This window comes from Streptomyces sp. NPDC002004, from assembly GCF_053593975.1.
The window spans coordinates 48,068-69,431 of sequence record NZ_JBSFDP010000036.1 but is presented as its reverse complement, the minus strand read 5'-3'; the positions used below and the strand labels follow the sequence as shown (position 1 = coordinate 69,431).

Genomic DNA, 21,364 nt, shown 5'->3' with positions numbered 1-21,364 from the left:
GTTGGGGGCGGGGGGGGGCGCGGGGGGGGGCGCGCCCCGCCGCCCCCCCCCCGCGGGGGGGGGGGGGGGCGGGGGGCCCCCCCCCCCCCCCCCCCCGCCGCGCCATGTACGTCGTTGTCTCGTCAACTTTGCCCGTCGTGGCCGAAAAACAACGCTCGATGTCTTCCCTTGACGTGACATGAGCACGTAATGTCCCGCGCCTGGCGGCGAGGACGGTCCTCCCGCCCGTCCGCGAGGAGGCTCCATGCGCGCAGGTTCCCTGTCCCCGCGTTCCCTCAGACGCATCCTCGGTACCGCCGTCGTGGCCGGAACCCTGGCCGTCGCCCCGCTCTCGCTCTCGGCGGCAGGCGCGACGGCCGCCGCCAAGTCCCCCTCGGCGCCCGAGAAGTGCGCCGACGGCGCGAACGCCGCCGCACGCGCCGCCAAGCCGGTGCACTCCCGCCACGCCCACGAGCCCAACGAGGTGACCGAGGCCAGGGCCCAGGCGATGCAGACGGACCTGACACGCAGGCTGCAGCACCTGCGTGCGTCAGGCCGCGGCGTCTCCGCGGCCGCCACGACGACCGTCCCCGTGTACGTCCACGTCGTCCACGACGGCGCGGCCGGCAACCTCTCGTCGAGCGACATCGACCGGCAGATCACCGTCCTCAACGCGGCGTACTCCGGCCAGGGCACCGGGAACACAGACTCCGGCTTCCGGTTCACGCTCGCCGGCACCGACTACACCGACAACCCAGCCTGGTACAACGGCATCGCGCCCGGCTCCGCCGCCGAGAAGCAGATGAAGTCGGCGCTGCGCAAGGGCGGCGCGAACGCGCTCAACCTCTACACCGCCAGCCTCGGCCAGGACCTTCTCGGCTGGGCCACCTTCCCGTCCTCGTACCGCTCGAACCCGTCCGACGACGGTGTGGTCGTCCTCGACACCTCACTGCCCGGCGGGTCGGCCACGAACTACGACGAGGGCGACACCGCCACCCACGAGATCGGCCACTGGCTCGGGCTGTACCACACCTTCCAGGGCGGCTGCGGCGGCCAGGGCGACTACGTCTCCGACACCCCGGCCGAGAAGAGCGCCGCGTACCAGTGCCCGACGGGGCGGGACTCCTGCACCAACAAGCCCGGGGCCGACCCGATCCACAACTTCATGGACTACACCTACGACGCGTGCATGTACCAGTTCACGGCGGGTCAGGTGCAGCGGATGAAGGACAGCTGGGCGGCGTACCGCGCCACGGGGTGACCCGCGGGGCCCGGCCTCACAGCGAGTCGAGGAAGCCGAGCGCCACCCTCCAGGTGGCCTCGGCGGCCTCCTCGTCGAAGTCCGGCAGCTCGAAGTCGGTGTAGAGGTGGCCGGCCCCGGCGTAACGGTAGATCTCGACGTCGGCGCCCGCCCTGCGCATCTGCAGATACCAGGCGCTCAGCCAGTCGTCGGTCTCGAACGGGTCCGGCTCGGCGACGTGCAGCTGCACCGGGAGCTCGTCCACGGACGCGTTGACCGCGAGGTCGGAGGTGCCGTGCAGCAGGAGCAGACCGCGTGCCTTCTCGTCGCCGAGCGCCAGGTTCTGCGCGATGGAGGCGCCGAGCGAGAAGCCCGCGTACACCAGACCGCGCTCGGAGTACGGAGCCGCCGCCAGGACCGCGCGCCTGAGCAGTTCGTCCTTGCCGATCTCGTCCTTGTGGGCCATGCCCTCCTCGACGGTCTCGAAGGTGCGCCCCTCGAACAGGTCGGGGGTCCACACCTCGTGTCCGGCCGCGCGCATCCCCTCGGCGGCCGCGCGCACCGCGGGCCGCAGCCCGTACGTCGAGTGAAAGAGCATGATGTTCATGGGGCCCATGGTGCCAGGTGCGGGCCCACTGCCTGCGCCGGTGCCCGGCGCCCGTCCCGGCTCAGCGTCCGGGTACCGCCCCGCCACTGACCTGGATGACCTGCGCGGTGATGTGCCCGGCTGCCTGGGAGGCCAGCCAGTACAGGGTCTCGGCGACGTCCTCGGGGGTGCCCGCGCGGCCGGTGAGGGCCTGCGCGGAGCGCGCGGCGTGCTCCTCCTCGGGCATCCCGGAGCCGAAGAACTCGGTGCCCTCGACGAAGCCGGGCGCCACGACGTTCACGGTGATGCCACGAGGGCCGAGGTCACGGGCCAGGTCGACGGCGTACGGGTGGAGGGCCGCCTTGGCGCCCGCGTAGGCGCCGCTTCCGGAGCCGCGGTAGGCCGCGACGGAGCTGATGAAGAGGACGCGGCCGCCGGGGGACGCGAGCCGCTCGCGCAGGGCCTCGGTGAGCAGCACCGCCGTCAGCGTATTGATCCGGAAATTGACGCTCCAGTTGTGCGCGACCGCGGTGAGCGGGTCGCTGTCGCCCTGCGGCGTCGGCTCCAGCCTGCCGCTGCCGCCCGCACTGTGGATCAGCACGTCCACCGCGCCCATCTCGCGGCGCACGAACTCGGCCGCACCGCGCGCACCCGCGACCTCGCCGAGGTCGGCGGCGTACGTCAGAGCGCCGGGCACTCCCGCCTTCTCGAGGGTCTCCGCCCGCCGCCCGAGCAGCAGAACCTGGTCGCCGACGGCCGCGAAGGCCCGCGCGGCCGCGCGGCCGATGCCGGTGCCGCCGCCACTGATCACCACGTTGCGTACCACGGAGCGAGCCTAGCCGCACCGGGCCGCCGAAGCGGGAATCCGGGCGCGGTGCCGCCGCCTTCCCGCTCGCTCGAAGCATGCCGGCGGACGGGGCCCGTGCCCCTCGGCGGATCCATGGGGGACGGTCCCGGCAACGCGGCCGGGGTTGCCTCCCGCCCCGTCGAGGCGGTGGCGGCGCGTGCCGGACGTCGCGGGGGGAAGGGGAGTTCGCCGACAGGACCTATCGCAGGCTACGCACGTCCAGCCGGTGCAGCACCCGGTCGGTGATCTCCGGGTCGGCGCCGGGCTCGTTGCGGGCGGCGAGGACCTCGTGGCGGGCAGCGGACATCATCTCGTTCTGGATGCGCCGCATCCGCTCGAGCCGTTCCAGGCGCTGCGTCTGCGCCTCGCGGCGTTCCTCGTCGGCCACCTCGGGGCTCAGGCGCACGCCGATGTCGAAGGCGCGGCGCAGCAGTTGCTCGGCGATACCCTCCGGCAGATCCTCGACCTCCTCGATCTCCTTCAGCCGTCGTCGCGCGGCCTTCGCGGCCCGTACGGCGAGTTCCTTCTCGTAGGCCTTCTCGGCCTCGACGTCGGCCCGCACGTCCAGCCTCCGGACCAGCCAGGGCAGGGTCAGCCCCTGGACGACGAGGGTGACCATGATGACGCCGAACGCGATGAAGATGATCTCGTCCCGGCCCGGGAAGGGCGCGCCGCCGGCCGTCTTCAGCGGAAGGGCGAGCGCCAGCGCCACCGAAGCCACGCCCCGCATACCTGCCCACCACATGACCACGGTCTCCCGCCAGCCGGTGGGGACCTCCTCGTCGTAGTCGCGCCGCGCATGGAGCCGCTTGGTGAGCCAGGCCGCGGGCAGCAGCCACAGCAGGCGCACGAGGACGACCACGGCGACGACCGCACCGGCCCAGCCGAGCATCTCGTGCCAGTGTCCGCCCGCCGACCTGATCGCGACATGGAGTTCGAGTCCGATGAGTCCGAAGGCGACGCCGGTGACGAGGGTTTCGACGACGTCCCAGAAGCTGCGCCCGGCGAGCCGGAACAGGACCTCGTCGGCGTCCCGCATGAACTCGGCGACGAACAGCCCGGTGGTGAGCACGGCGAGCACACCGGAGCCGTGCAGCACCTCGGCCAGGACGTAACTGCCGTAGGGCAGCAGGAGGGTCAGTCCGACCTGGAGCGTGGCGTCCCCGAGCAGGCGCATGATGCGGTTCGCCACCCAGCCGAGCCCGAGACCGACGGCGACCGCGACGACGGCGGAGAGCACCAGGTCGAGGACGGCCCCGCGGAACGAGAACATGCCGCTGACGACGGCGGTGACGGCCACGTGGTAGACGACGATCGCGGTGACGTCGTTGAACAGGCCCTCGCCCTCCAGGATCGACACGAGCCGGCGCGGCAGTCCGAGCCGGCTCGCGACGGCCGTCGCAGCGACCGGGTCGGGCGGGGCGGCGAGCGCGCCCAGCGCCACTGCCGCGGCGATCGGGAGCCCCGGCACGATGCTGTGGGCGACGAACCCGACGGCCGCGGTGGTGACGAGGACGAGCGCGACGGCGAGGAGGAAGATCGGCCGCCTGTTGGCCACGAACTGCCGCCAGGAGGTGCGCCGCGCGGCTGCGTAGATCAGCGGCGGCAGGAGGGCGGGCAGGATGAAGTCCGGCGGGACGGCGACGTTCGGCACGAAGCCGGGCAGTGCGAGGGCGATGCCGAGCAGCGTCATCAGCACCGGCGCGGGCAGTGCGAGCCGGTCCCCGAGCGGGACGCTCACCAGGGCCCCGAGCAGCAGGACGAACAACAGGGCCAGCTGATCCACGTGCGCGCTCCGGCCGGGTCTGGGCGATCAGGACGATCAAGGGGTCCAGCGTGCCACGCGTATCGGTGCCCGTGCCCGCACGACGGACTGGGGCAGGCCCGCCCGGCCCCGGCAGGCGTCCGCCGATCACCCCGCGAGCCCGGCGTGATCGGCAGGACATCCCCTAGCGGCAGGAGGGCGGCCGCTGCGTCGTCGCGGTCGTGCCGGGGCCCGCGGTGCCGGGGCCGGACGCTTCCGGTATGCCTGCGGGGGTCCGCGGCCCGGACCGCGTGGGCACCACGACGGAGGGTTCCCGGCCCGGCGCTGCGGGACAGCGGGTCCCGGGGACGCCGACCTCGACGGTGGTCCCGCGGTGATGGGGTGTCTCGCCCGCCGAGGCGTGCCAGGTGCCGGCGAGTCCGAGTCCGGTGGCCGCGAACACCGCGGCAACCATGGGCATGACAGGTCGATTCCTCCGGTGCTTCCCGGACGTCGAGCTACGCATCACTGGCTCCGTCGATGGGGGGTACGGGTGCGGCGGGGTTGCGGCGACCGTAGGGGGCGACGCCAAACCCGTCAAGCAGGACTGGAAAGGTTCCTAACGGACAAGACTCCCCACCGCGGACCTCACCCACCCGTCACCGCCCGCACGTGACCGATTGCGGCATGCCCGGGGACACATCGACGGCGTCCCCTCACGAGCGGACGTGATCCGCCCATGAGGCAGAGCAGTCCGCGCTCTCGTCCCGGGCAGAGAAGTCCGCACCCGCGTCCCTGCCGTGGCTCGTCCGCGGACGCGACCCGCGCCTCCTCCACGGAAGCGAGCGCGCCCGGCGCCGACGCGAACCGTGCCTCACCCGTGGACGCGTGCCATGGGCGGCGCGTCCACGGCGTGGCTCACAGGGCGCGTCGCATCGCCCGGTGCGGTATGCCCGCGTCCGGGAACTCCGGCCCGTACACCTCGTAGCCCAGCCGCTCGTAGAAGCCGAGGGCCTGCGTCTGCGCGTGCAGGTCCACAGCCCGCAGGCCGAGCGTGCGGGCCGCGTCCTCGATGCCGCGCACGAGCGCGGCGCCGACGCCGAGTCCGCGCGCCTCCCGCGAGACGGCGAGCCGGCCGAGCGACCCGACGGACGGATCGCCGCCCGTCTTCCCCGCCGCGGCGGCGCCGTGCAGCAGACGGCCCGTACCCAGCGGCAGGCCGTCGCGGCGGACGGCGAGAAGATGCACCGCGACGGCGTCGTACGCGTCGTACTCGATGTCCTCCGGGACGCCCTGCTCGCCGACGAAGACCTCCTTGCGCACCGCGAAGCAGGCCTCGCGGTCGGCTCCGTCGTCGGCGACCCGGACAGCGAAGCCCCGGTCCTGCGCACCGCTCACGAGCTCTCCGCCCGCACGCGGTCGAGGGCCTCCTGGAGGTCCGCCGGATAGTCGCTGGCGAACTCCGCCCAGCTGCCGTCACCCGGGTGCTCGAAGCCGAGCCGCACCGCGTGCAGCCACTGCCGGCCGATGCCCAGACGCTTGGCGATGGTCGGGTCCGCGCCGTACGTCAGGTCGCCGACGCAGGGGTGGCGGTGGGCGGCCATGTGCACACGGATCTGGTGCGTGCGGCCGGTCTCCAGCTTGACGTCGAGCAGCGAGGCCGCCCGGAACGCCTCGATCAGGTCGTAGTGCGTGATCGAGGGCTTGCCCTCGGCGGTCACCGCCCACTTGTAGTCGTGGTGCGGGTGGCGCCCGATGGGCGCGTCGATCGTGCCGCTCGTGGGGTCCGGGTGGCCCTGGACGAGGGTGTGGTACCGCTTGTCCACCGTGCGGTCCCGGAACTGCTGCTTCAGCGAGGTGTACGCGTACTCCGACTTGGCGACCACCATCAGGCCCGACGTACCGACGTCGAGGCGGTGCACGATGCCCTGGCGCTCGGCGGCCCCGGACGTCGAGATCCGGTATCCCGCGGCGGCGAGGCCGCCGATCACGGTCGGCCCGGTCCAGCCGGGGCTCGGGTGGGCGGCGACACCGACCGGCTTGACGATCACGACCACATCGTCGTCGTCGTGCACGATCTCCATGCCGTCGACGGGCTCGGCGACCACCTGCACGGGCGCGGGCGCCTGGGGCATCTCGACCTCGAGCCAGGCACCGCCGTGCACCCGCTCGGACTTGCCGACCACCGTGCCGTCGACCAGCACCTTGCCTGCCGCGGCCAGCTCCGCCGCCTTCGTACGGGAGAAGCCGAACATGCGCGAGATGGCGGCGTCGACGCGCTCGCCCTCCAGGCCGTCGGGCACGGGCAGGGTACGGATCTCGGGAATCGTGCTCACCCGTCGAGTATGCCGGACGGGTGGGACAGCCCCGTACGCGCGCCCTGGGCGAGGGATTTCCGGGCGTTCTCCTGCGGCCCCGCGCGAGCGCGGCACGGCGGGGGCGGGAGGTCCACCGGCGGTGCCCCCCATGACGTCCCGCGCGCGGGCCGTGCACAGCGCCCGGGAAGCCCCGCGCCGGTCCTCAGTCCTTGTGGACCGTGCCGTCCGGGTCGAGGCCGCGGAAGGAGAGCAGCACGATCAGGATGCCGCCGCAGACGATCGCCGAGTCGGCGAGGTTGAAGACCGCGAAGCCCTTGGGGGCGATGAAGTCGACGACGGCGCCCTCGAAGACCCCGGGCGAACGGAACAGCCGGTCGGTGAGGTTGCCGAGCGCGCCGCCCAGCAGGAGGCCGAGCGCGATCGCCCAGGGCAGGCTGTACAGCTTGCGGGCGAGCCGCGCGATCACCACGATCACGGCGGCGGCGATCACCGTGAAGATCACGGTGAAGGCCTCGCCGACCCCGAAGGCGGCGCCCGGGTTGCGGATGGCTTCGAGCCGCAGCCAGTCGCCGATCAGGTCGATGGGCTCACGGTGCTCCAGCTTGGCGACCACGATCATCTTGCTGACCAGGTCCAGGGCGTACGCCAGGGCCGCCACCGAGAACAGGACGGCGATCTTGCGCTTGCCCCTGGCCGGCGCCGGCTCGGCCCCGTCGGCCCCGGCGGACTGTGCGGTCCCCGCAGCCGCTGCCCCCTCCGGCCGGGCGCCTTCCGGCTCGCTCCCGTCCGGCTCCGGGTTTTCCGGCGTACCGATGATGCGCTCCGCCTCTGCCACGTGAGTCCCTCAACCTAGGTGCCTGACTGAGGACGAGAGTACGGCACGCGCGCGCGAGTGCACGTGCCGCCGGCCGGGGTCGTCCGCTCAGGGACGGCGTTCCTGCTTCTGCTTGCACTCCACGCACAGGGTGGCCCGGGGGAACGCCTGCATCCGGGCCTTGCCGATGGGGTTGCCGCAGTTCTCGCAGAGCCCGTACGTACCCGCCTCGAGACGCTCCAGGGCGCGCTCGGTCTGGATCAGCATCTCGCGCGCGTTGGCCGCGAGGGCCAGCTCGTGTTCGCGCGTGATGTTCTTGGTGCCGGTGTCGGCCTGGTCGTCGCCGGCCCCGTCACCGGAGTCCCGCATCAGGCCGGCGAGCGACTGCTCGGAGGAGCTGAGCTCCTCGCGCAGGCGCTGCGCCTCGTCGGAGAGCTCGGCGCGGGCCTCCGCGACCTCCTCCGGGGTCCAGGGGTCCTCCCCCGGGCGGACCGCGAGCTCGGCCGCCCCGGCACGCGCCTTGGGCACCGCACCGGGATCGGAGGCAGCGGTGACCGCGCCCGGGGTCTTCTTAGCAACCACAGCCGTGGCTCCCGTCGTCGTCTTCCCGGCCCCGGAGGCTGCCGCCTCGTCGACCGCGGGGATCTTCCCTGCACTGGTACTGCCCGCGCCGCGCCTGCCCTCGCCGGTCCCGGCCGCGGACTTCTTCGCGGGGCCCTTCGCCGCCGTGGTCCTCGTGGCCGGAGCCTTCCGGGATGCGTCCTTCTCGGGCTGGGTCTTCCCTGCCGCGGCGTTCTTGGCGGTCTTGGCGGTGGCCTTCCTGGCGGCCGACTTCACGGTCCCGGCCGCCTTCCCGGATGCGTCGTGTCCCGACGCCTCGGCGGTGTTCTTCGGGGCCGTGCCGCTTCCGACGGGCTCCTCCCGGGACGCCGCCTTCGCCGTGGGTGCCTCCTTGGACTGTGCCTTCCCGGTCACCGCCTTCTTCGCGGCCGTCTTCTTGACGGCCGTCTTCCCGGCGGTCGACTTGGCGGCCGACTTCCTGGACGTCGTCTTCCCGGCCGCGTCCTTCCTGTCGACCTTGTCGACCGCGTCCACCGCGTCCACCGCGTCCACGTCCATGACCGCGTCCTCCTTGGTCCCGGACGCCCTTCCCGAGATCGTCCCGGTCGCGACCCTCGTCGCCGTGACCGATTCGGCGGCCGATGCCCCCGCCGACCCGGCCCTGACCGTCTTCCTCGGCGCCCCCTCGCCGTGCGCTGCCGGCTTGGAAGCGGTTCTCGCCGCGACCGCACCCTTGGTTCCGCCGGACGCCGACTTCGGTGCGGCGGTCTTCTTCGCCACCATGGTCGCGGCCCCTTCACATATTGTGATCTTGCTCGCGAATCGTGCTGGGACGATAAATCGACTCCAGGCCCGCGGCAACGGGGCACGCCGCCCGATATGCCCGCCCCACGGGGGTCTCGCGACTGGCCTGCCTGCGTTGTGCCCACCTCTCCGCTCCGTAATCCGCCCCGGACGCCCGGGCGCCATTCGGGTCACCGCAGGCCCTCGGGCCGGGCACCCGGAAAACCGGTCGGCCGCGCGCTGCGAGGCCCCGTACACTGGGCGGAGCGAAAAGGCGTGGATGGGGACGAGTAGCGGCGTACGCAGCCATGAGCGATCCGGGGACGGTGCGAGCCCGGGGGCGAGCGCGACGTGAAGATCACCCCGGAGCCACCGGAAGAAAGCCGAAGCCCGGGCCGAGGCGAGTAGAGCCGGTATCGCGACCCCAATGAGGGGGCTCCCCGGCGAGGACACCCGCCGGAGAGCCAAGGAGGGTGGTACCGCGGGAGCGCGCCGAACCGGCAGCCGGCTCTCGTCCCTCCGACGGAAGCCATCAGTCCGTTGGAGGAGCTCGTCGATGACCCCGCCGCAGTACCGCCAGGTGCCCGCCCAGGTCGACCTGCCCGCCCTCGAGCACGAGGTGCTCGGCTTCTGGCGCGAGCAGAAGATCTTTGCCAAGAGCCTGGAGCAGTCCGAGGGCCGCCCGGAGTGGGTGTTCTACGAAGGCCCGCCCACCGCGAACGGCATGCCCGGCGCCCACCACATCGAGGCGCGCGTCTTCAAGGACGTCTTCCCGCGCTTCAGGACCATGCGCGGCTACCACGTGGCCCGCAAGGCCGGCTGGGACTGCCACGGCCTGCCGGTGGAGCTGGCGGTCGAGAAGGAGCTCGGCTTCAACGGGAAGAAGGACATCGAGGCGTACGGCATCGCCGAGTTCAACGCCAAGTGCCGCGAGTCCGTGACCCGGCACACGGACGCCTTCGCCGAGCTCACGACCCGCATGGGTTACTGGACGGACCTGGACGGCGCCTACCGCACCATGGACCCGGACTACATCGAGTCCGTGTGGTGGTCGCTCAAGGAGATCTTCAACAAGGGCCTGCTGGTCCAGGACCACCGCGTCGCCCCCTGGTGCCCGCGCTGCGGCACCGGCCTGTCCGACCACGAGCTGGCGCAGGGCTACGAGACGGTCGTCGACCCGTCCGTCTACGTGCGTTTCCCGCTCACCTCCGGTCCGCTCGCGGGCGAGGCCGCCCTGCTCGTGTGGACGACGACCCCCTGGACCCTGGTGTCCAACACGGCCGTCGCCGCGCACCCCGATGTGACCTACGTCGTCGCGACGAACGGCGAGGAGAAGCTCGTCGTCGCCGAGCCGCTCGTCGAGAAGTCGCTCGGCGAGGGCTGGGAGACGACCGGCCGCAGCTTCACCGGTGCCGAGATGGAGCGCTGGACGTACCAGCGCCCCTTCGAACTGGTGGCGTTCGAGGAGCCGGCGCACTACGTGGTGAACGCCGAGTACGTGACCACCGAGGACGGCACCGGTCTGGTCCACCAGTCCCCCGCCTTCGGTGAGGACGACCTCAAGGTCTGCCGCGCGTACGGCCTGCCGGTGGTGAACCCGGTCCGCCCGGACGGCACCTTCGAGGAGGACGTCCCGCTGGTGGGCGGCGTCTTCTTCAAGAAGGCCGACGAGGCGCTGACGAAGGACCTGGACGGCCGCGGACTGCTGTTCAAGCACATCCCGTACGAGCACAGCTATCCGCACTGCTGGCGCTGCCACACCGCGCTGCTCTACTACGCGCAGCCGTCCTGGTACATCCGCACCACCGCGGTCAAGGACCGTCTCCTCGAGGAGAACGAGAACACGAACTGGTTCCCCGAGACCGTCAAGCACGGCCGCTTCGGGGACTGGCTCACCAACAACATCGACTGGGCGCTGTCCCGCAACCGCTACTGGGGCACCCCGCTGCCGATCTGGCGCTGCGAGGAGGGCCACCTCACCTGCGTCGGTTCGCGCGCCGAGCTGACCACGCTGACGGGCACGGACCAGTCGGAGCTCGACCCGCACCGCCCGTTCATCGACGCCGTCACCTTCCCGTGCCCGCAGGACGGCTGCACGAGCACGGCGACGCGCGTCCCCGAGGTCATCGACGCCTGGTACGACTCGGGCTCGATGCCGTTCGCGCAGTGGGGCTACCCGCACCGGAACAAGGACGTCTTCGAGAGCCGCTACCCGGCGCAGTTCATCTCGGAGGCCATCGACCAGACCCGTGGCTGGTTCTACACGCTGATGGCGGTCGGCACGCTGGTCTTCGACAAGTCCAGCTACGAGAACGTGGTCTGCCTCGGTCACATCCTGGCCGAGGACGGCCGCAAGATGTCCAAGCACCTGGGCAACACCCTTCAGCCCATCCCACTCATGGACCAGCACGGCGCGGACGCGGTGCGCTGGTTCATGGCGGCCGGCGGCTCCCCCTGGGCAGCCCGCCGCGTCGGCCACGGCACCATCCAGGAGGTCGTCCGCAAGACGCTCCTCACGTACTGGAACACGGTCGCCTTCCAGGCCCTGTACGCACGTACGTCGGGCTGGGCGCCCTCGGAGGCCGACCCGGCCCCCGCCGAGCGCACGGTCCTCGACCGGTGGCTGCTGAGCGAGCTCAACGCCCTGGTGGACCAGGTCACCGAGTCCCTGGAGGCCTACGACACCCAGCGTGCGGGCAAGCTCCTGTCGGCCTTCGTCGACGATCTGTCGAACTGGTACGTGCGCCGGTCCCGGCGCCGCTTCTGGCAGGGCGACAAGGCGGCGCTGCGCACGCTGCACGAGGTCGTCGAGACGGTCACCCGCCTCATGTCGCCGATCACTCCGTTCATCACCGAGCGGGTGTGGCAGGACCTGGTGGTGCCGGTGACTCCGGGGGCCCCGGAGTCGGTGCACCTGGCGACCTGGCCCGAGGCGGACCTGTCCGCCGTGGACCCGGAGTTGTCGAAGCAGATGGTGCTGGTGCGCCGCCTGGTGGAGCTGGGGCGTGCGACGCGTGCCGAGTCCGGGGTGAAGACCCGCCAGCCGCTGTCGCGGGCGCTCGTCGCCGCGGCGGGCTTCGAGTCGCTCTCGCCCGAGCTGCACGCCCAGATCACGGAGGAGCTGAACGTCTCCTCGGTGGCGTCGCTGTCCGAGGTCGGCGGCTCCCTGGTCGACACCACCGCCAAGGCCAACTTCCGGGCGCTGGGCAAGCGGTTCGGCAAGGGCGTCCAGGCGGTCGCCAAGGCCGTCGCGGCCGCGGACGCGGCGGCGCTGTCACTGGCCCTGCGCGAGGGCACCGCGTCGGTCGAGGTCGACGGCGAGACCGTCACCCTCGCCCCGGACGAGGTGATCATCACGGAGACGCCGCGCGAGGGCTGGTCCGTCGCCTCGGACTCCGGTGCGACGGTCGCCCTCGACCTGGAGATCACGGAGGAGCTCCGCCGGGCCGGTCTCGCCCGTGACGCGATCCGCCTCATCCAGGAGGCCCGCAAGAACAGCGGCCTGGACGTGGCCGACCGGATCGCGCTGCGCTGGACCTCGTCGGACGCCGCCGTGGTGGAAGCGCTGGCCGAGCACTCCGGGCTGATCGCGGACGAGGTCCTCGCGACCGACTTCGCCCGGGGTGACGCCGACGACTCGTTCGGCCGGCCGTTCACCGACGAGTCCCTGTCCCTGACGTTCCGCCTCCGCAAGGCGTAGCCTCCGCGCCCGAAGGCCCCGACCCACCGGAAGATCTTGGTGGGCCGGGGCCTTCGGCGTTTCGTCCTACGGGACACGTGCACGCCCCCGCACGACTACGGCGCCGGGCGGCCGGCGGTGCGGAGGGCCGTACCCACGGGCGCCGGGACGGGGGAGGAGCGCCACGGGGAGTGTGCGCGCCGCCGGGGCGTCCGGACGGCCCGGACGACGGACGTACGCAAAAGGGCCGGGCCCCCCGAAACTCGGGGGGCCCGGCCCTGGTGGCGTTGCCGACGCCTAGGACGACGCGGGGGCCGTCAGTTGTCGTCCTCGTCGATGAGGAAGCCGCGCATCGGCGACGGAGCCTGCTGCATGGGCTGGGGCCCCTGCGGCCGCACCGGAGCCATCGGCTGGGTCATCGCGGGAGACATCTGCTGCTGGCCGCCGTAGGACGGAGCAGCCGGCGACGGGTTGCCACCCATCGTCTGGTTGCCGCCGTAGGACGGCGCACCCGCGCCCGCGGGAGCCATGGACGGCGCCGGGGACGGCGGCAGCGACGCGGCCGCCGGGGTCCGCGGCGGAGCCAGCGAGTCGTCCGCCTGGGTCTCCAGCTGACGCAGCTGGGACTCGAGGTAGGACTTCAGCCGCGTGCGGTACTCGCGCTCGAAGCCGCGCAGGTCCTCGACCTTGCGCTCCAGCGTGGCGCGGGCGGACTCCAGGGAGCCCATCGCGACGCGGTGCTTCTCCTGCGCGTCCCGCTCCAGCGCGTCGGCCTTGGCGCGGGCGTCCCGCTCCAGACCCTCGGCACGGCTGCGGGCCTCGCCGACGATCTTGTTGGCCTCGGAGCGTGCCTCGGCGATCGCCTGGTCGGCGGTCTGCTGGGCCAGCGACAGGACACGCGCGGCGCTGTCGCCGCCGGGGCCCTGACCGGGCTGACCCATCTGCGGGCCGTGACCACCCATGGGACCGCCCATCGGGCCGCCCATCTGTCCCTGCATCGGGCCCTGGCCCATCGGACCCTGACCCATGGGGCCCTGCCCCATCGGGCCGGGACCCTGCGGACCACCCTGCCCACCGGGACCAGCGGGCAGCTGCGGCGCACCGCTCGGCAGCTGGGGCGGACCACCCATGGGGCCACCCATCTGCTGCTGCGGCGGGCCCGATATCCCGGCGGGAACGGGGGCACCCGGACCGCGCATGCCCTGCGGCGGCTGGTCCTGGCCCTCCGGGGGCTTGCGCATGTTCTGCTGGTTCTGCGCAGCCGCGCGCGTGGCCGCGGCCAGTTTGGCGCGCAGGTCCTCGTTCTCACGGAGCAGACGCGTCAGTTCGGCTTCGACCTCGTCGAGGAAGGCATCGACCTCGTCCTCGTCATAGCCTTCTCGGAGGCGGACGGTCGTGAACTGCTTGTTCCGCACGTCCTCGGGGGTCAACGGCATCTCTTCACCTCAACGTAGTCGTCGGCATTCGGCAAGACCGTATCTTTCACATCGCTCACAGCCAGTTCTGCACGATCGAGATCAGGATGTAGACGATGATCATCAGTACGAAGAAGGACAGGTCGAGCGCCACGCCCCCGAGACGCAGCGGCGGGATGAACCGCCGCAGAAGCTTGAGCGGTGGATCGGTGACAGTGTAGGTGGCCTCCAGAACGACCACCATCGCCTTGCCGGGTTGCCATGAGCGGGCGAACTGGAACACGTAGTCCATGACGAGCCGGAAGATCAGCAGAATGAGGAAACACATCAGAGCGATGTAGAGCACCTCTCCGACCACGCTCATGACCGTGCTTCCCTCTCCCCTGTACTTCGCGACTGGTGTCCGAACTGCAACAGCGTCTCAGCTCTGGTTGAAGAACCCGCCCTCTGCGATGCGGGCCTTGTCCTCCGCCGTGACATCGACGTTAGCAGGCGACAACAGGAACACCTTCTGCGTCACCCGCTCGATACTGCCGTGAAGACCAAACACCAAACCGGCCGCAAAGTCGACAAGTCGCTTCGCATCTGTGTCGTCCATCTCAGTCAGATTCATGATCACCGGAGTGCCCTCGCGGAAGTGTTCCCCGATGGTACGGGCTTCGTTGTACGTCCGCGGGTGGAGCGTGGTGATCCGATACGGCTCCCGCTCGGACACGACCTTGGGCATGATCACCGGTGCGTTCTTCTCCAGGCTCTGACGGTCGGGTGTGATGGATGACACGGGGGCAATACGGGCGGGGCGGCCGGTCTCCGCGGACAGCGGGACGGGGTCCCGCTGAGCCGGCGGCTGCACCACTCGCACCGATTCTTCCCTTTGTGACTGATGCGACACATGTGACGGCTCATGCCGTCGGCGGTCGCGCTCGGGCTCCGGGTCGAGTTCGGGCTCGAAGTCGTCGTCGGGGTCGAACCCCCGGCCGTCGTACCCATCGTCCTCCACGAGGCCGAGGTAGACCGCCATCTTGCGCATCGCGCCGGCCATGCTCTGAGTCCTCCGCTCTGTGGTGGATCCCCTGACAATCGGCTGACGCCGACCTCGTCCTCGCGATCCACGAGGTCCGCCCGCTCTTCGGCGGCAATGACCATATTTTCTGCTGTGGTCCGACTTCCTGGCGACGTTACCGGAGCCTGGGTCGGACTCCGAGTACCGCAGTGCCGACGCGCACGTGTGTCGCTCCTGCCGCCACGGCCTGCTCGAGGTCCTGACTCATCCCTGCTGACACCATGTTCGCAGCAGGATGGTCCGCGCGCAGGGCGGTTGAGAATTCCATCAGCCGCTCGAACGCCGCCTGTTCGCGGCCCGCGTACGGCCCGGTGAGCGGCGCCACGGTCATCAGTCCGTCCAGCCGCAATCCGGGCGAGTCTGCCACAAGCCGGGCCAAACCCTCGATTCCGCCCGGCGCCACACCGCCGCGCGCGCCCCGTTCGCTCTCCCCCGCGTCGAGCGCGACCTGGATCAGACACCCGAGCTCGCGCCCGGTGCGCACCGCTTCGCCGGAGAGCGCATCGACCAGCCGGGACCGGTCGACGGACTGCACCACATCGGCATAACCAGCCACGGAACGGACCTTGTTGGTCTGCAACTGGCCGACGAAGTGCCAAATCAGCGGCAGATCCTCACATTCCGCCGCCTTGGGCGCGGCCTCCTGGTCACGGTTCTCGGCGACATGGCGCACACCGAGCTCCGACAGGATCCGCACATCGCTCGCGGGGTACGTCTTGGTGACCACGATGAGGGTCACGTCCTCGCGCTTGCGCCCGGCCGCCTCGCACGCCGCGGCGATCCGTTCTTCCACCTTCGCCAGATTTCCGGCGATCTGCTGCTTACGGTCCGTCATGCCCCATCAGTCCAGCCAGACATAGCTCGCGAGCCGACCGGTGGTGCGGTCGCGGCGGTACGAGAAGTGATTGTCCGATTCCCGTGTGCACACCGGCGACTGCTCCCGGTCGCGCACCCCGAGCCGTTCGAGCTGGGCGTGCACGCCGGCAGTCACGTCGACCGCGGGAGTGCCCCAACTCGTCTCGGCGTGCGCCGTGGGTTCGACGGCGGCCACGTCGGCGCGCATCGTCTCGGGGACTTCGTAGCAGCGGCCGCACACGGCCGGGCCGGTGCGGGCCACGATCCGGGCGGGTTCGGCGCCGAGTCGCACCATCGCCTCGACGGCGGCGGGGACGACCCCGGCCACCATGCCCGGACGGCCCGCATGCGCGGCGCCGACCACTCCGGCGACCGGGTCGGCCAGCAGGACCGGGGTGCAGTCGGCGGTGAGCACCGCGAGGGCGAGGCCGCGGCGTCCGGTGGCGACCGCGTCGACCTCCGGTACCGGCCGGTCCCCCCAGGGGGCGTCGACCACGGCGACGTCCCGGCCGTGCACCTGGTTCATCCAGACGACGTGAGCCGGGTCGAGCCCGAGGGACCGTGCGGCCAGCTCACGGTTGGCGCGTACGGCGTCGGGGTCGTCGCCGACCGCTCCGCCGAGGTTGAGCTTCTCGTACGGAGCGGCGCTCACCCCGCCCCACCTGTCGGTGAAGGCGAAGTGCGCGCCGCTCACGGTGGTGCGCTGTCCTATCACTTCAGGAAGTCCGGCACGTCCAGCTCTTCGGCCGCGCTGTCCGCGTAGCTCCGGGACGGCGGCACGGGCGGGTTGACCGGGGAGGCCGGGAGCTCGTTCGCCGGGATGGGGTCGGCCTCGGGCTCCGGGGCGGCCTCCTCACGAGGGGTCACGCTGCCGAGCGAGCCGAAGGACGGGCGGCTGTCGGACGAACGCGCCTGTCCGGGCTCGTCCCGCTTGCCGGCCCCGGCGCCGAGGATGTTCTCGCGCTTGCTGGGCGGCTGTCCGCCGTCGAAGCCCGCCGCGATGACGGTGACCCGGACCTCGTCGCCGAGGGCGTCGTCGATGACCGCACCGAAGATGATGTTGGCCTCGGGGTGCGCGGCCTCGCTGACCAGCTGGGCGGCCTCGTTGATCTCGAACAGACCGAGGTCGGAACCGCCGGAGATGGAGAGCAGGACGCCCCGGGCGCCGTCGATGGACGCCTCCAGGAGCGGCGAGGAGATCGCCATCTCGGCGGCGGCCACCGCGCGGTCGTCGCCGCGGGCCGAGCCGATGCCCATGAGCGCGGAACCGGCCTCGGACATGACGGACTTGACGTCGGCGAAATCGAGGTTGATCAGGCCGGGCGTGGTGATGAGGTCGGTGATGCCCTGGACACCCGACAGCAGCACCTGGTCCGCGGACTTGAAGGCGTCGAGGACGCTGACCTGGCGGTCCGAGATGGACAGCAGCCGGTCGTTCGGGATGACGATGAGGGTGTCGACCTCTTCGCGGAGCTCGGCGATGCCGTCCTCCGCCTGGTTGGCGCGGCGCCGGCCCTCGAAGGTGAAGGGGCGGGTGACCACACCGATGGTGAGGGCGCCGAGCGAGCGTGCGATGTTGGCCACGACGGGCGCGCCGCCCGTGCCGGTGCCGCCACCCTCGCCGGCGGTGACGAAGACCATGTCGGCCCCCTTGAGGACCTCCTCGATCTCCTCGCGGTGGTCCTCGGCGGCCTTGCGGCCGACGGCCGGGTTGGCACCGGCCCCGAGTCCGCGGGTGAGTTCCCGGCCGACGTCGAGCTTGACGTCGGCGTCGCTCATCAACAGGGCTTGCGCGTCGGTGTTGATGGCGATGAACTCGACGCCCTTGAGACCGACCTCGATCATCCGGTTGATGGCATTGACACCACCGCCGCCGACACCGATGACTTTGATGACTGCGAGGTAGTTCTGCGGTGCTGCCACGTCGAAGGCCTCTCGCCTCGAGTTACGTGTCGCCGCCTCGCCGTGCTCGCGCTGCGACGACTGATGCCGAATGGGCCGGTCCGAATGCCGACCCGAACCCTAACGGTGAAGTTTAGGGTTACCAGTATGTCTGTTTCCTGGACTCTTCCGAACAGGACACTAAGTCGACAAGTGGCGCGCGTTCAACGAACACGCCGAACCTCCCGTTTTTCTTTTCACCCTATGTGATCACCCGTAGCGATGCCCAACCAGGGTGCTGGCCTGCACAGATGTGCGTCAACTCCCCGACACCGCAGGGGCGGTGGGGACGCTCACGTCGAAGTGCCGGGCCTTGGGAGCCGCTTTCATGAGAGCGGTGAGTGTCGTGGCCTTCGCGCCACCCTTCTCGCTGCTCCCCCAGTCCACGATCCGGTCACCGGTCAACTCCAGCGAGACGGAGTCGTACGAGCGGACCCTGATGGTCCGGGTGTCCCGCGCCACGGCCTGCGGAAGGTCCGCGGCCACGTGCACGGCCTCGCGCACCAGGCGGTCCGGTCCGAAACGGCGCAGGCTGGCGGACTGACGCGGCATCAATTCCAGCGCGGGAACACCCTTCGGTGCATGCGCGACGGTCGCGAAGCGTACGCCGGAAGAGTCCACTTCTACATATTTTCCACCCTTTTCAACAATCAGGGCGGGCTTGCGTTCCAGCACTTTCAGGCTGATTCCGTGCGGCCAGGAACGAGCGACATCGACCGAAGCAATTCTGGGCAATTTATGACGAAGACGTCCTTCAATGGCGTCGGTGTCGACGGAAATGAGCGGCGAACCCAGCGGCGCCTCCGCTGCCGCGCGGACCGCGGCCGGCGTCAGCACCCGGGTGCCGGAGACCGTGACGTGCTCGGTACGCAGCCACGGCGAGCCGTAGAGCAGCCAGACGACCCCGGTGCCGAGCGCGAGGCCGGCCGCGGCCAGCAGGATCAGGACGCGCGGGCCGGGCAGCCGCAGCCGTCGGCGGGGGCGCGGCCGGGGCGGGCCGGATTTCGGCCTCTGCCGTTCACCGCGCTCGGCGGTCGTGGGTCCGGCCACGCTCCCTGCCTTCTCTCACATCTGTGCGTATGCCCCTAGCGGCGCGACGCGACGGCCTCGTACACCATGCCGACGAGCAGGTCGTCGGCATCCCTGCGGCCGAACTCGGAGGCGGCGCGGGACATCTCGTACAGCCGGTGCGGGTCCGCGAGGACCGGCAGTACGTTGCCCTGCACCCACTCCGGCGTGAGCTCCGCGTCGTCCACCAGCAGACCGCCGCCCGCCTTGACCAGCGGCTGGGCGTTGAGCCGCTGCTCACCGTTGCCGATCGGCAGCGGAACGTATGCGGCGGGCAGTCCGACGGCGGAGAGTTCGGCGACGGTCATCGCGCCCGCGCGGCAGAGCATCATGTCGGCCGCGGCGTACGCGAGGTCCATCCGGTCCACGTACGGTACCGGGACATAGGGCGGCATACCGGGCATGTTGTCGACGTGCGGCAGTTCGTTCTTCGGGCCGACCGCGTGCAGGATCTGGATCCCGGCCCGCTGGAGCACCGGAGCGGCCTGCTGGACGACCTCGTTCAGGCGGCGGGCGCCCTGGGAGCCGCCGGAGACCAGCAGGGTGGGCAGGTTCGGGTCGAGGCCGAACAGGGCCCGGGCCTCGGGGCGGGCGGCGGCCCGGTCGAGCGTCGCGATGGAGCGGCGCAGCGGGATGCCGATGTAGCGGGCGCCCCGCAGCTTGCTGTCCGGGGTCGAGACGGCGACCTGGGCGGCGTACCGGGAACCGATCTTGTTGGCGAGGCCCGGGCGGGCGTTCGCCTCGTGGATCACGATCGGCACCCCGAGCCGCTTGGCGGCGAGGTAGCCGGGCAGCGCCACGTAGCCGCCGAAGCCGACGACGACGTCGGCCTTGGTGCGCTCGAGGACCTGCTCGGCGGCCTTGATGGTGCCGCGCAGCCGTCCCGGCACGGTGATCAGCTCGGGGGTGGGCTTGCGGGGCAACGGCACGGCGGGGATCAGCGCGAGTTCGTAGCCGCGCTCGGGCACGAGCCGCGTCTCGAGACCACGCTCCGTGCCGAGGGCCGTGATCCCCACGGTCGGGTCCTGCCTGCGCAGGGCGTCCGCGAGGGCAAGCGCGGGCTCGATGTGGCCGGCGGTCCCCCCACCGGCGAGTACGACATGCACCGAAATTCACCGCTCTCCGGACGAACGCGCCGTGGCGCGCCGTCGCATCGTGTTCCATCTGCGGAGCTCCTGGGAGCCTCGCACCGCAGCCCGCTTTCTACCAAAAACCGTCCTCCAGCGCCTCAAGGGCCTGGGAGACGCCCCCCGCCGCAGCGCGAGTGCCGCCCGCGCCGCGGGCTCGTCACGCGCGAAGGCGATCAGCAGTCCGATGGCGAACATGGTCGGCAGCAGGGCGGAGCCCCCGTAGGAGAACAGCGGGAGCGGGACTCCGGCGATCGGCAGCAGGCCGAGCACCGCACCGATGTTGACCACGGCCTGGGCCGTGATCCAGGTGGTCACACCTCCCGCGGCGTACCTCACGAAGGGGTCCTCCGTGCGTCCGGCCACGCGGATACCCGCATAGCCTAGAGCCGCGAAGAGCGCGAGCACCGACAGCGTCCCCGCAAGGCCGAGTTCCTCCCCGGTGACGGCGAAGATGAAGTCGGTGTGCGCTTCGGGCAGTTGACCCCATTTTTCCACACTCGCACCGAGGCCGGAACCGAAGAATCCGCCCGAGGCGAGCGCATAGATCCCGTGCACCGCCTGCCAGCACTGGTCTCCGGGGCCCGGGTCGGTCGCCCCGATGCACGCAAGCCGGGCCATACGGTTCGGACTGGTCTTGATGAGAATGACACAGATCACAGCGGCCACGGACAGCACGCCCGCGAAGAGCCGGGTGGGCGCCCCGGCCAGCCACAGCAGTCCGAAAAGGATCGCCGTGAGGATGATCGCCGTCCCCATGTCGCCGCCGAGCATGATCAGCCCGAGCAGCAGGAGGGCGACCGGCACGAGTGGCACGAGCATGTGCTTCCACTGGGTCAGCAGCCGCTTGTCCTGCTTCCTGGCCAGCAGGTCCGCGCCCCACAGCACGAGGGCCAGCTTGCCGAACTCGCTGGGCTGGAGCTGGAACGGCCCGCCCAGCGAGATCCAGTTCTGGTTCCCGTTGACGGCCCTCCCTATCCCCGGTACCTGCACGAGCGCCATCAGGAAGACCGAGCCGGCGAGGATCGGGTACGCGAGCGCCCGGTGCAGCTTCACCGGCATCCGCGAGGCCACGAACAGCAGCACCGACCCGATCACGGCGGCGACGAACTGCTTCCGGAAGAAGTACGAGGCGGGCAAGGACAGCTGCAACGCCTTGATCATGGACGCCGAATACACCATCACCAGCCCGAGCACGGTGACGAGCAGGCTGCTGCCGATGATCAGGTAGTACGCGGTCAGCGGCCGGTCCCAGGCCCGCCGGGCACGGACGAGCAGGCTACGCGGCGGCATCGGCGCCTCCGCACGGACACCGGCCGGCCGCGGAAGCCCCCGGGGGCGTCG

The 21,364-nt window shown here is 71.3% G+C and carries 19 protein-coding genes; 2 read left to right on the top strand and 17 right to left on the bottom strand.

Going from position 1 to position 21,364, the window contains the following annotated elements:
• Positions 1–244: 244 nt before the first annotated feature.
• The gene (locus ACWCP6_RS32025) at positions 245–1,240 is read left to right on the top strand and encodes a zinc metalloprotease (RefSeq protein ID WP_450936108.1); all 996 of its coding nucleotides are present in this window, start codon (positions 245–247) and stop codon (positions 1,238–1,240) included.
• 16 nt (positions 1,241–1,256) lie between these two features.
• Here ACWCP6_RS32025 and ACWCP6_RS32020 read toward each other — a convergent pair whose 3' ends face one another.
• The 8 genes from ACWCP6_RS32020 to ACWCP6_RS31985 all read right to left on the bottom strand — a co-directional run bounded on the left by ACWCP6_RS32020 (position 1,257) and on the right by ACWCP6_RS31985 (position 8,872).
• Positions 1,257–1,826 carry a dienelactone hydrolase family protein gene (locus tag ACWCP6_RS32020; RefSeq protein WP_450936107.1) on the bottom strand — a complete coding sequence of 190 codons (570 nt, stop codon included), beginning with the start codon at positions 1,824–1,826 and terminating at the stop codon, positions 1,257–1,259.
• Positions 1,827–1,887: 61 nt separating this feature from the next.
• Positions 1,888–2,631 (bottom strand): SDR family NAD(P)-dependent oxidoreductase, encoded by a 744-nt coding sequence (locus ACWCP6_RS32015; RefSeq protein ID WP_450936106.1) that lies wholly within the window; start codon positions 2,629–2,631, stop codon positions 1,888–1,890.
• A gap of 220 nt (positions 2,632–2,851) precedes the next feature.
• The gene (locus ACWCP6_RS32010) at positions 2,852–4,438 is read right to left on the bottom strand and encodes a Na+/H+ antiporter (RefSeq protein ID WP_450936105.1); all 1,587 of its coding nucleotides are present in this window, start codon (positions 4,436–4,438) and stop codon (positions 2,852–2,854) included.
• 163 nt (positions 4,439–4,601) lie between these two features.
• Positions 4,602–4,877: a hypothetical protein gene (locus tag ACWCP6_RS32005; RefSeq protein ID WP_450936104.1), complete on the bottom strand. Its 276-nt coding sequence runs from the start codon at positions 4,875–4,877 to the stop codon at positions 4,602–4,604.
• Between the two features lie 437 nt (positions 4,878–5,314).
• Positions 5,315–5,794 (bottom strand): GNAT family N-acetyltransferase, encoded by a 480-nt coding sequence (locus tag ACWCP6_RS32000; RefSeq protein ID WP_450936103.1) that lies wholly within the window; start codon positions 5,792–5,794, stop codon positions 5,315–5,317.
• Positions 5,791–6,732, bottom strand: a complete 942-nt coding sequence (locus tag ACWCP6_RS31995; RefSeq protein WP_450936102.1) for an RluA family pseudouridine synthase — start codon at positions 6,730–6,732, stop codon at positions 5,791–5,793. The genes ACWCP6_RS32000 and ACWCP6_RS31995 overlap by 4 nt, the downstream gene beginning before the upstream one ends.
• Positions 6,733–6,916: 184 nt before the next feature.
• Positions 6,917–7,549, bottom strand: a complete 633-nt coding sequence (lspA, locus tag ACWCP6_RS31990) for a signal peptidase II (RefSeq protein ID WP_450936101.1) — start codon at positions 7,547–7,549, stop codon at positions 6,917–6,919.
• Positions 7,550–7,636: 87 nt separating this feature from the next.
• Positions 7,637–8,872 (bottom strand): TraR/DksA C4-type zinc finger protein, encoded by a 1,236-nt coding sequence (locus ACWCP6_RS31985; RefSeq protein WP_450936100.1) that lies wholly within the window; start codon positions 8,870–8,872, stop codon positions 7,637–7,639.
• Positions 8,873–9,428: 556 nt separating this feature from the next.
• Here ACWCP6_RS31985 and ileS point away from each other — a divergent pair.
• Positions 9,429–12,572, top strand: a complete 3,144-nt coding sequence (gene ileS / locus ACWCP6_RS31980; RefSeq protein WP_450936099.1) for an isoleucine--tRNA ligase — start codon at positions 9,429–9,431, stop codon at positions 12,570–12,572.
• Between the two features lie 296 nt (positions 12,573–12,868).
• Here ileS and ACWCP6_RS31975 read toward each other — a convergent pair whose 3' ends face one another.
• The 9 genes from ACWCP6_RS31975 to ftsW form a co-directional block, all read right to left on the bottom strand.
• Positions 12,869–13,987: a DivIVA domain-containing protein gene (locus ACWCP6_RS31975; RefSeq protein WP_450936098.1), complete on the bottom strand. Its 1,119-nt coding sequence runs from the start codon at positions 13,985–13,987 to the stop codon at positions 12,869–12,871.
• A 55-nt stretch (positions 13,988–14,042) separates the two neighbouring features.
• Entirely contained in the window at positions 14,043–14,330 is a 288-nt protein-coding gene (locus tag ACWCP6_RS31970; protein WP_450936097.1) for a YggT family protein, read from the bottom strand.
• A 57-nt stretch (positions 14,331–14,387) separates the two neighbouring features.
• Positions 14,388–15,008, bottom strand: coding sequence for a cell division protein SepF (locus ACWCP6_RS31965; RefSeq protein WP_450936096.1), 621 nt, complete (start codon positions 15,006–15,008; stop codon positions 14,388–14,390).
• A gap of 136 nt (positions 15,009–15,144) precedes the next feature.
• A complete protein-coding gene (locus ACWCP6_RS31960; protein WP_450936095.1) occupies positions 15,145–15,864 on the bottom strand; it encodes a YggS family pyridoxal phosphate-dependent enzyme in 720 nt (239 codons plus the stop codon).
• Between the two features lie 6 nt (positions 15,865–15,870).
• Positions 15,871–16,599, bottom strand: coding sequence for a peptidoglycan editing factor PgeF (gene pgeF / locus ACWCP6_RS31955; RefSeq protein WP_450936094.1), 729 nt, complete (start codon positions 16,597–16,599; stop codon positions 15,871–15,873).
• Complete coding sequence (gene ftsZ / locus ACWCP6_RS31950; RefSeq protein ID WP_450936093.1) at positions 16,596–17,807, bottom strand: cell division protein FtsZ; 1,212 nt, start codon at positions 17,805–17,807, stop codon at positions 16,596–16,598. Before ftsZ ends, pgeF begins: the two co-directional genes overlap by 4 nt.
• 276 nt (positions 17,808–18,083) lie before the next feature.
• Positions 18,084–18,875, bottom strand: coding sequence for a cell division protein FtsQ/DivIB (locus ACWCP6_RS31945; RefSeq protein ID WP_450936092.1), 792 nt, complete (start codon positions 18,873–18,875; stop codon positions 18,084–18,086).
• 35 nt (positions 18,876–18,910) lie between these two features.
• Positions 18,911–19,999 carry an undecaprenyldiphospho-muramoylpentapeptide beta-N-acetylglucosaminyltransferase gene (gene murG / locus ACWCP6_RS31940; protein WP_450936091.1) on the bottom strand — a complete coding sequence of 363 codons (1,089 nt, stop codon included), beginning with the start codon at positions 19,997–19,999 and terminating at the stop codon, positions 18,911–18,913.
• 6 nt (positions 20,000–20,005) lie between these two features.
• Positions 20,006–21,313 (bottom strand): putative lipid II flippase FtsW, encoded by a 1,308-nt coding sequence (gene ftsW / locus ACWCP6_RS31935; protein ID WP_450936090.1) that lies wholly within the window; start codon positions 21,311–21,313, stop codon positions 20,006–20,008.
• Positions 21,314–21,364: the final 51 nt, after the last annotated feature.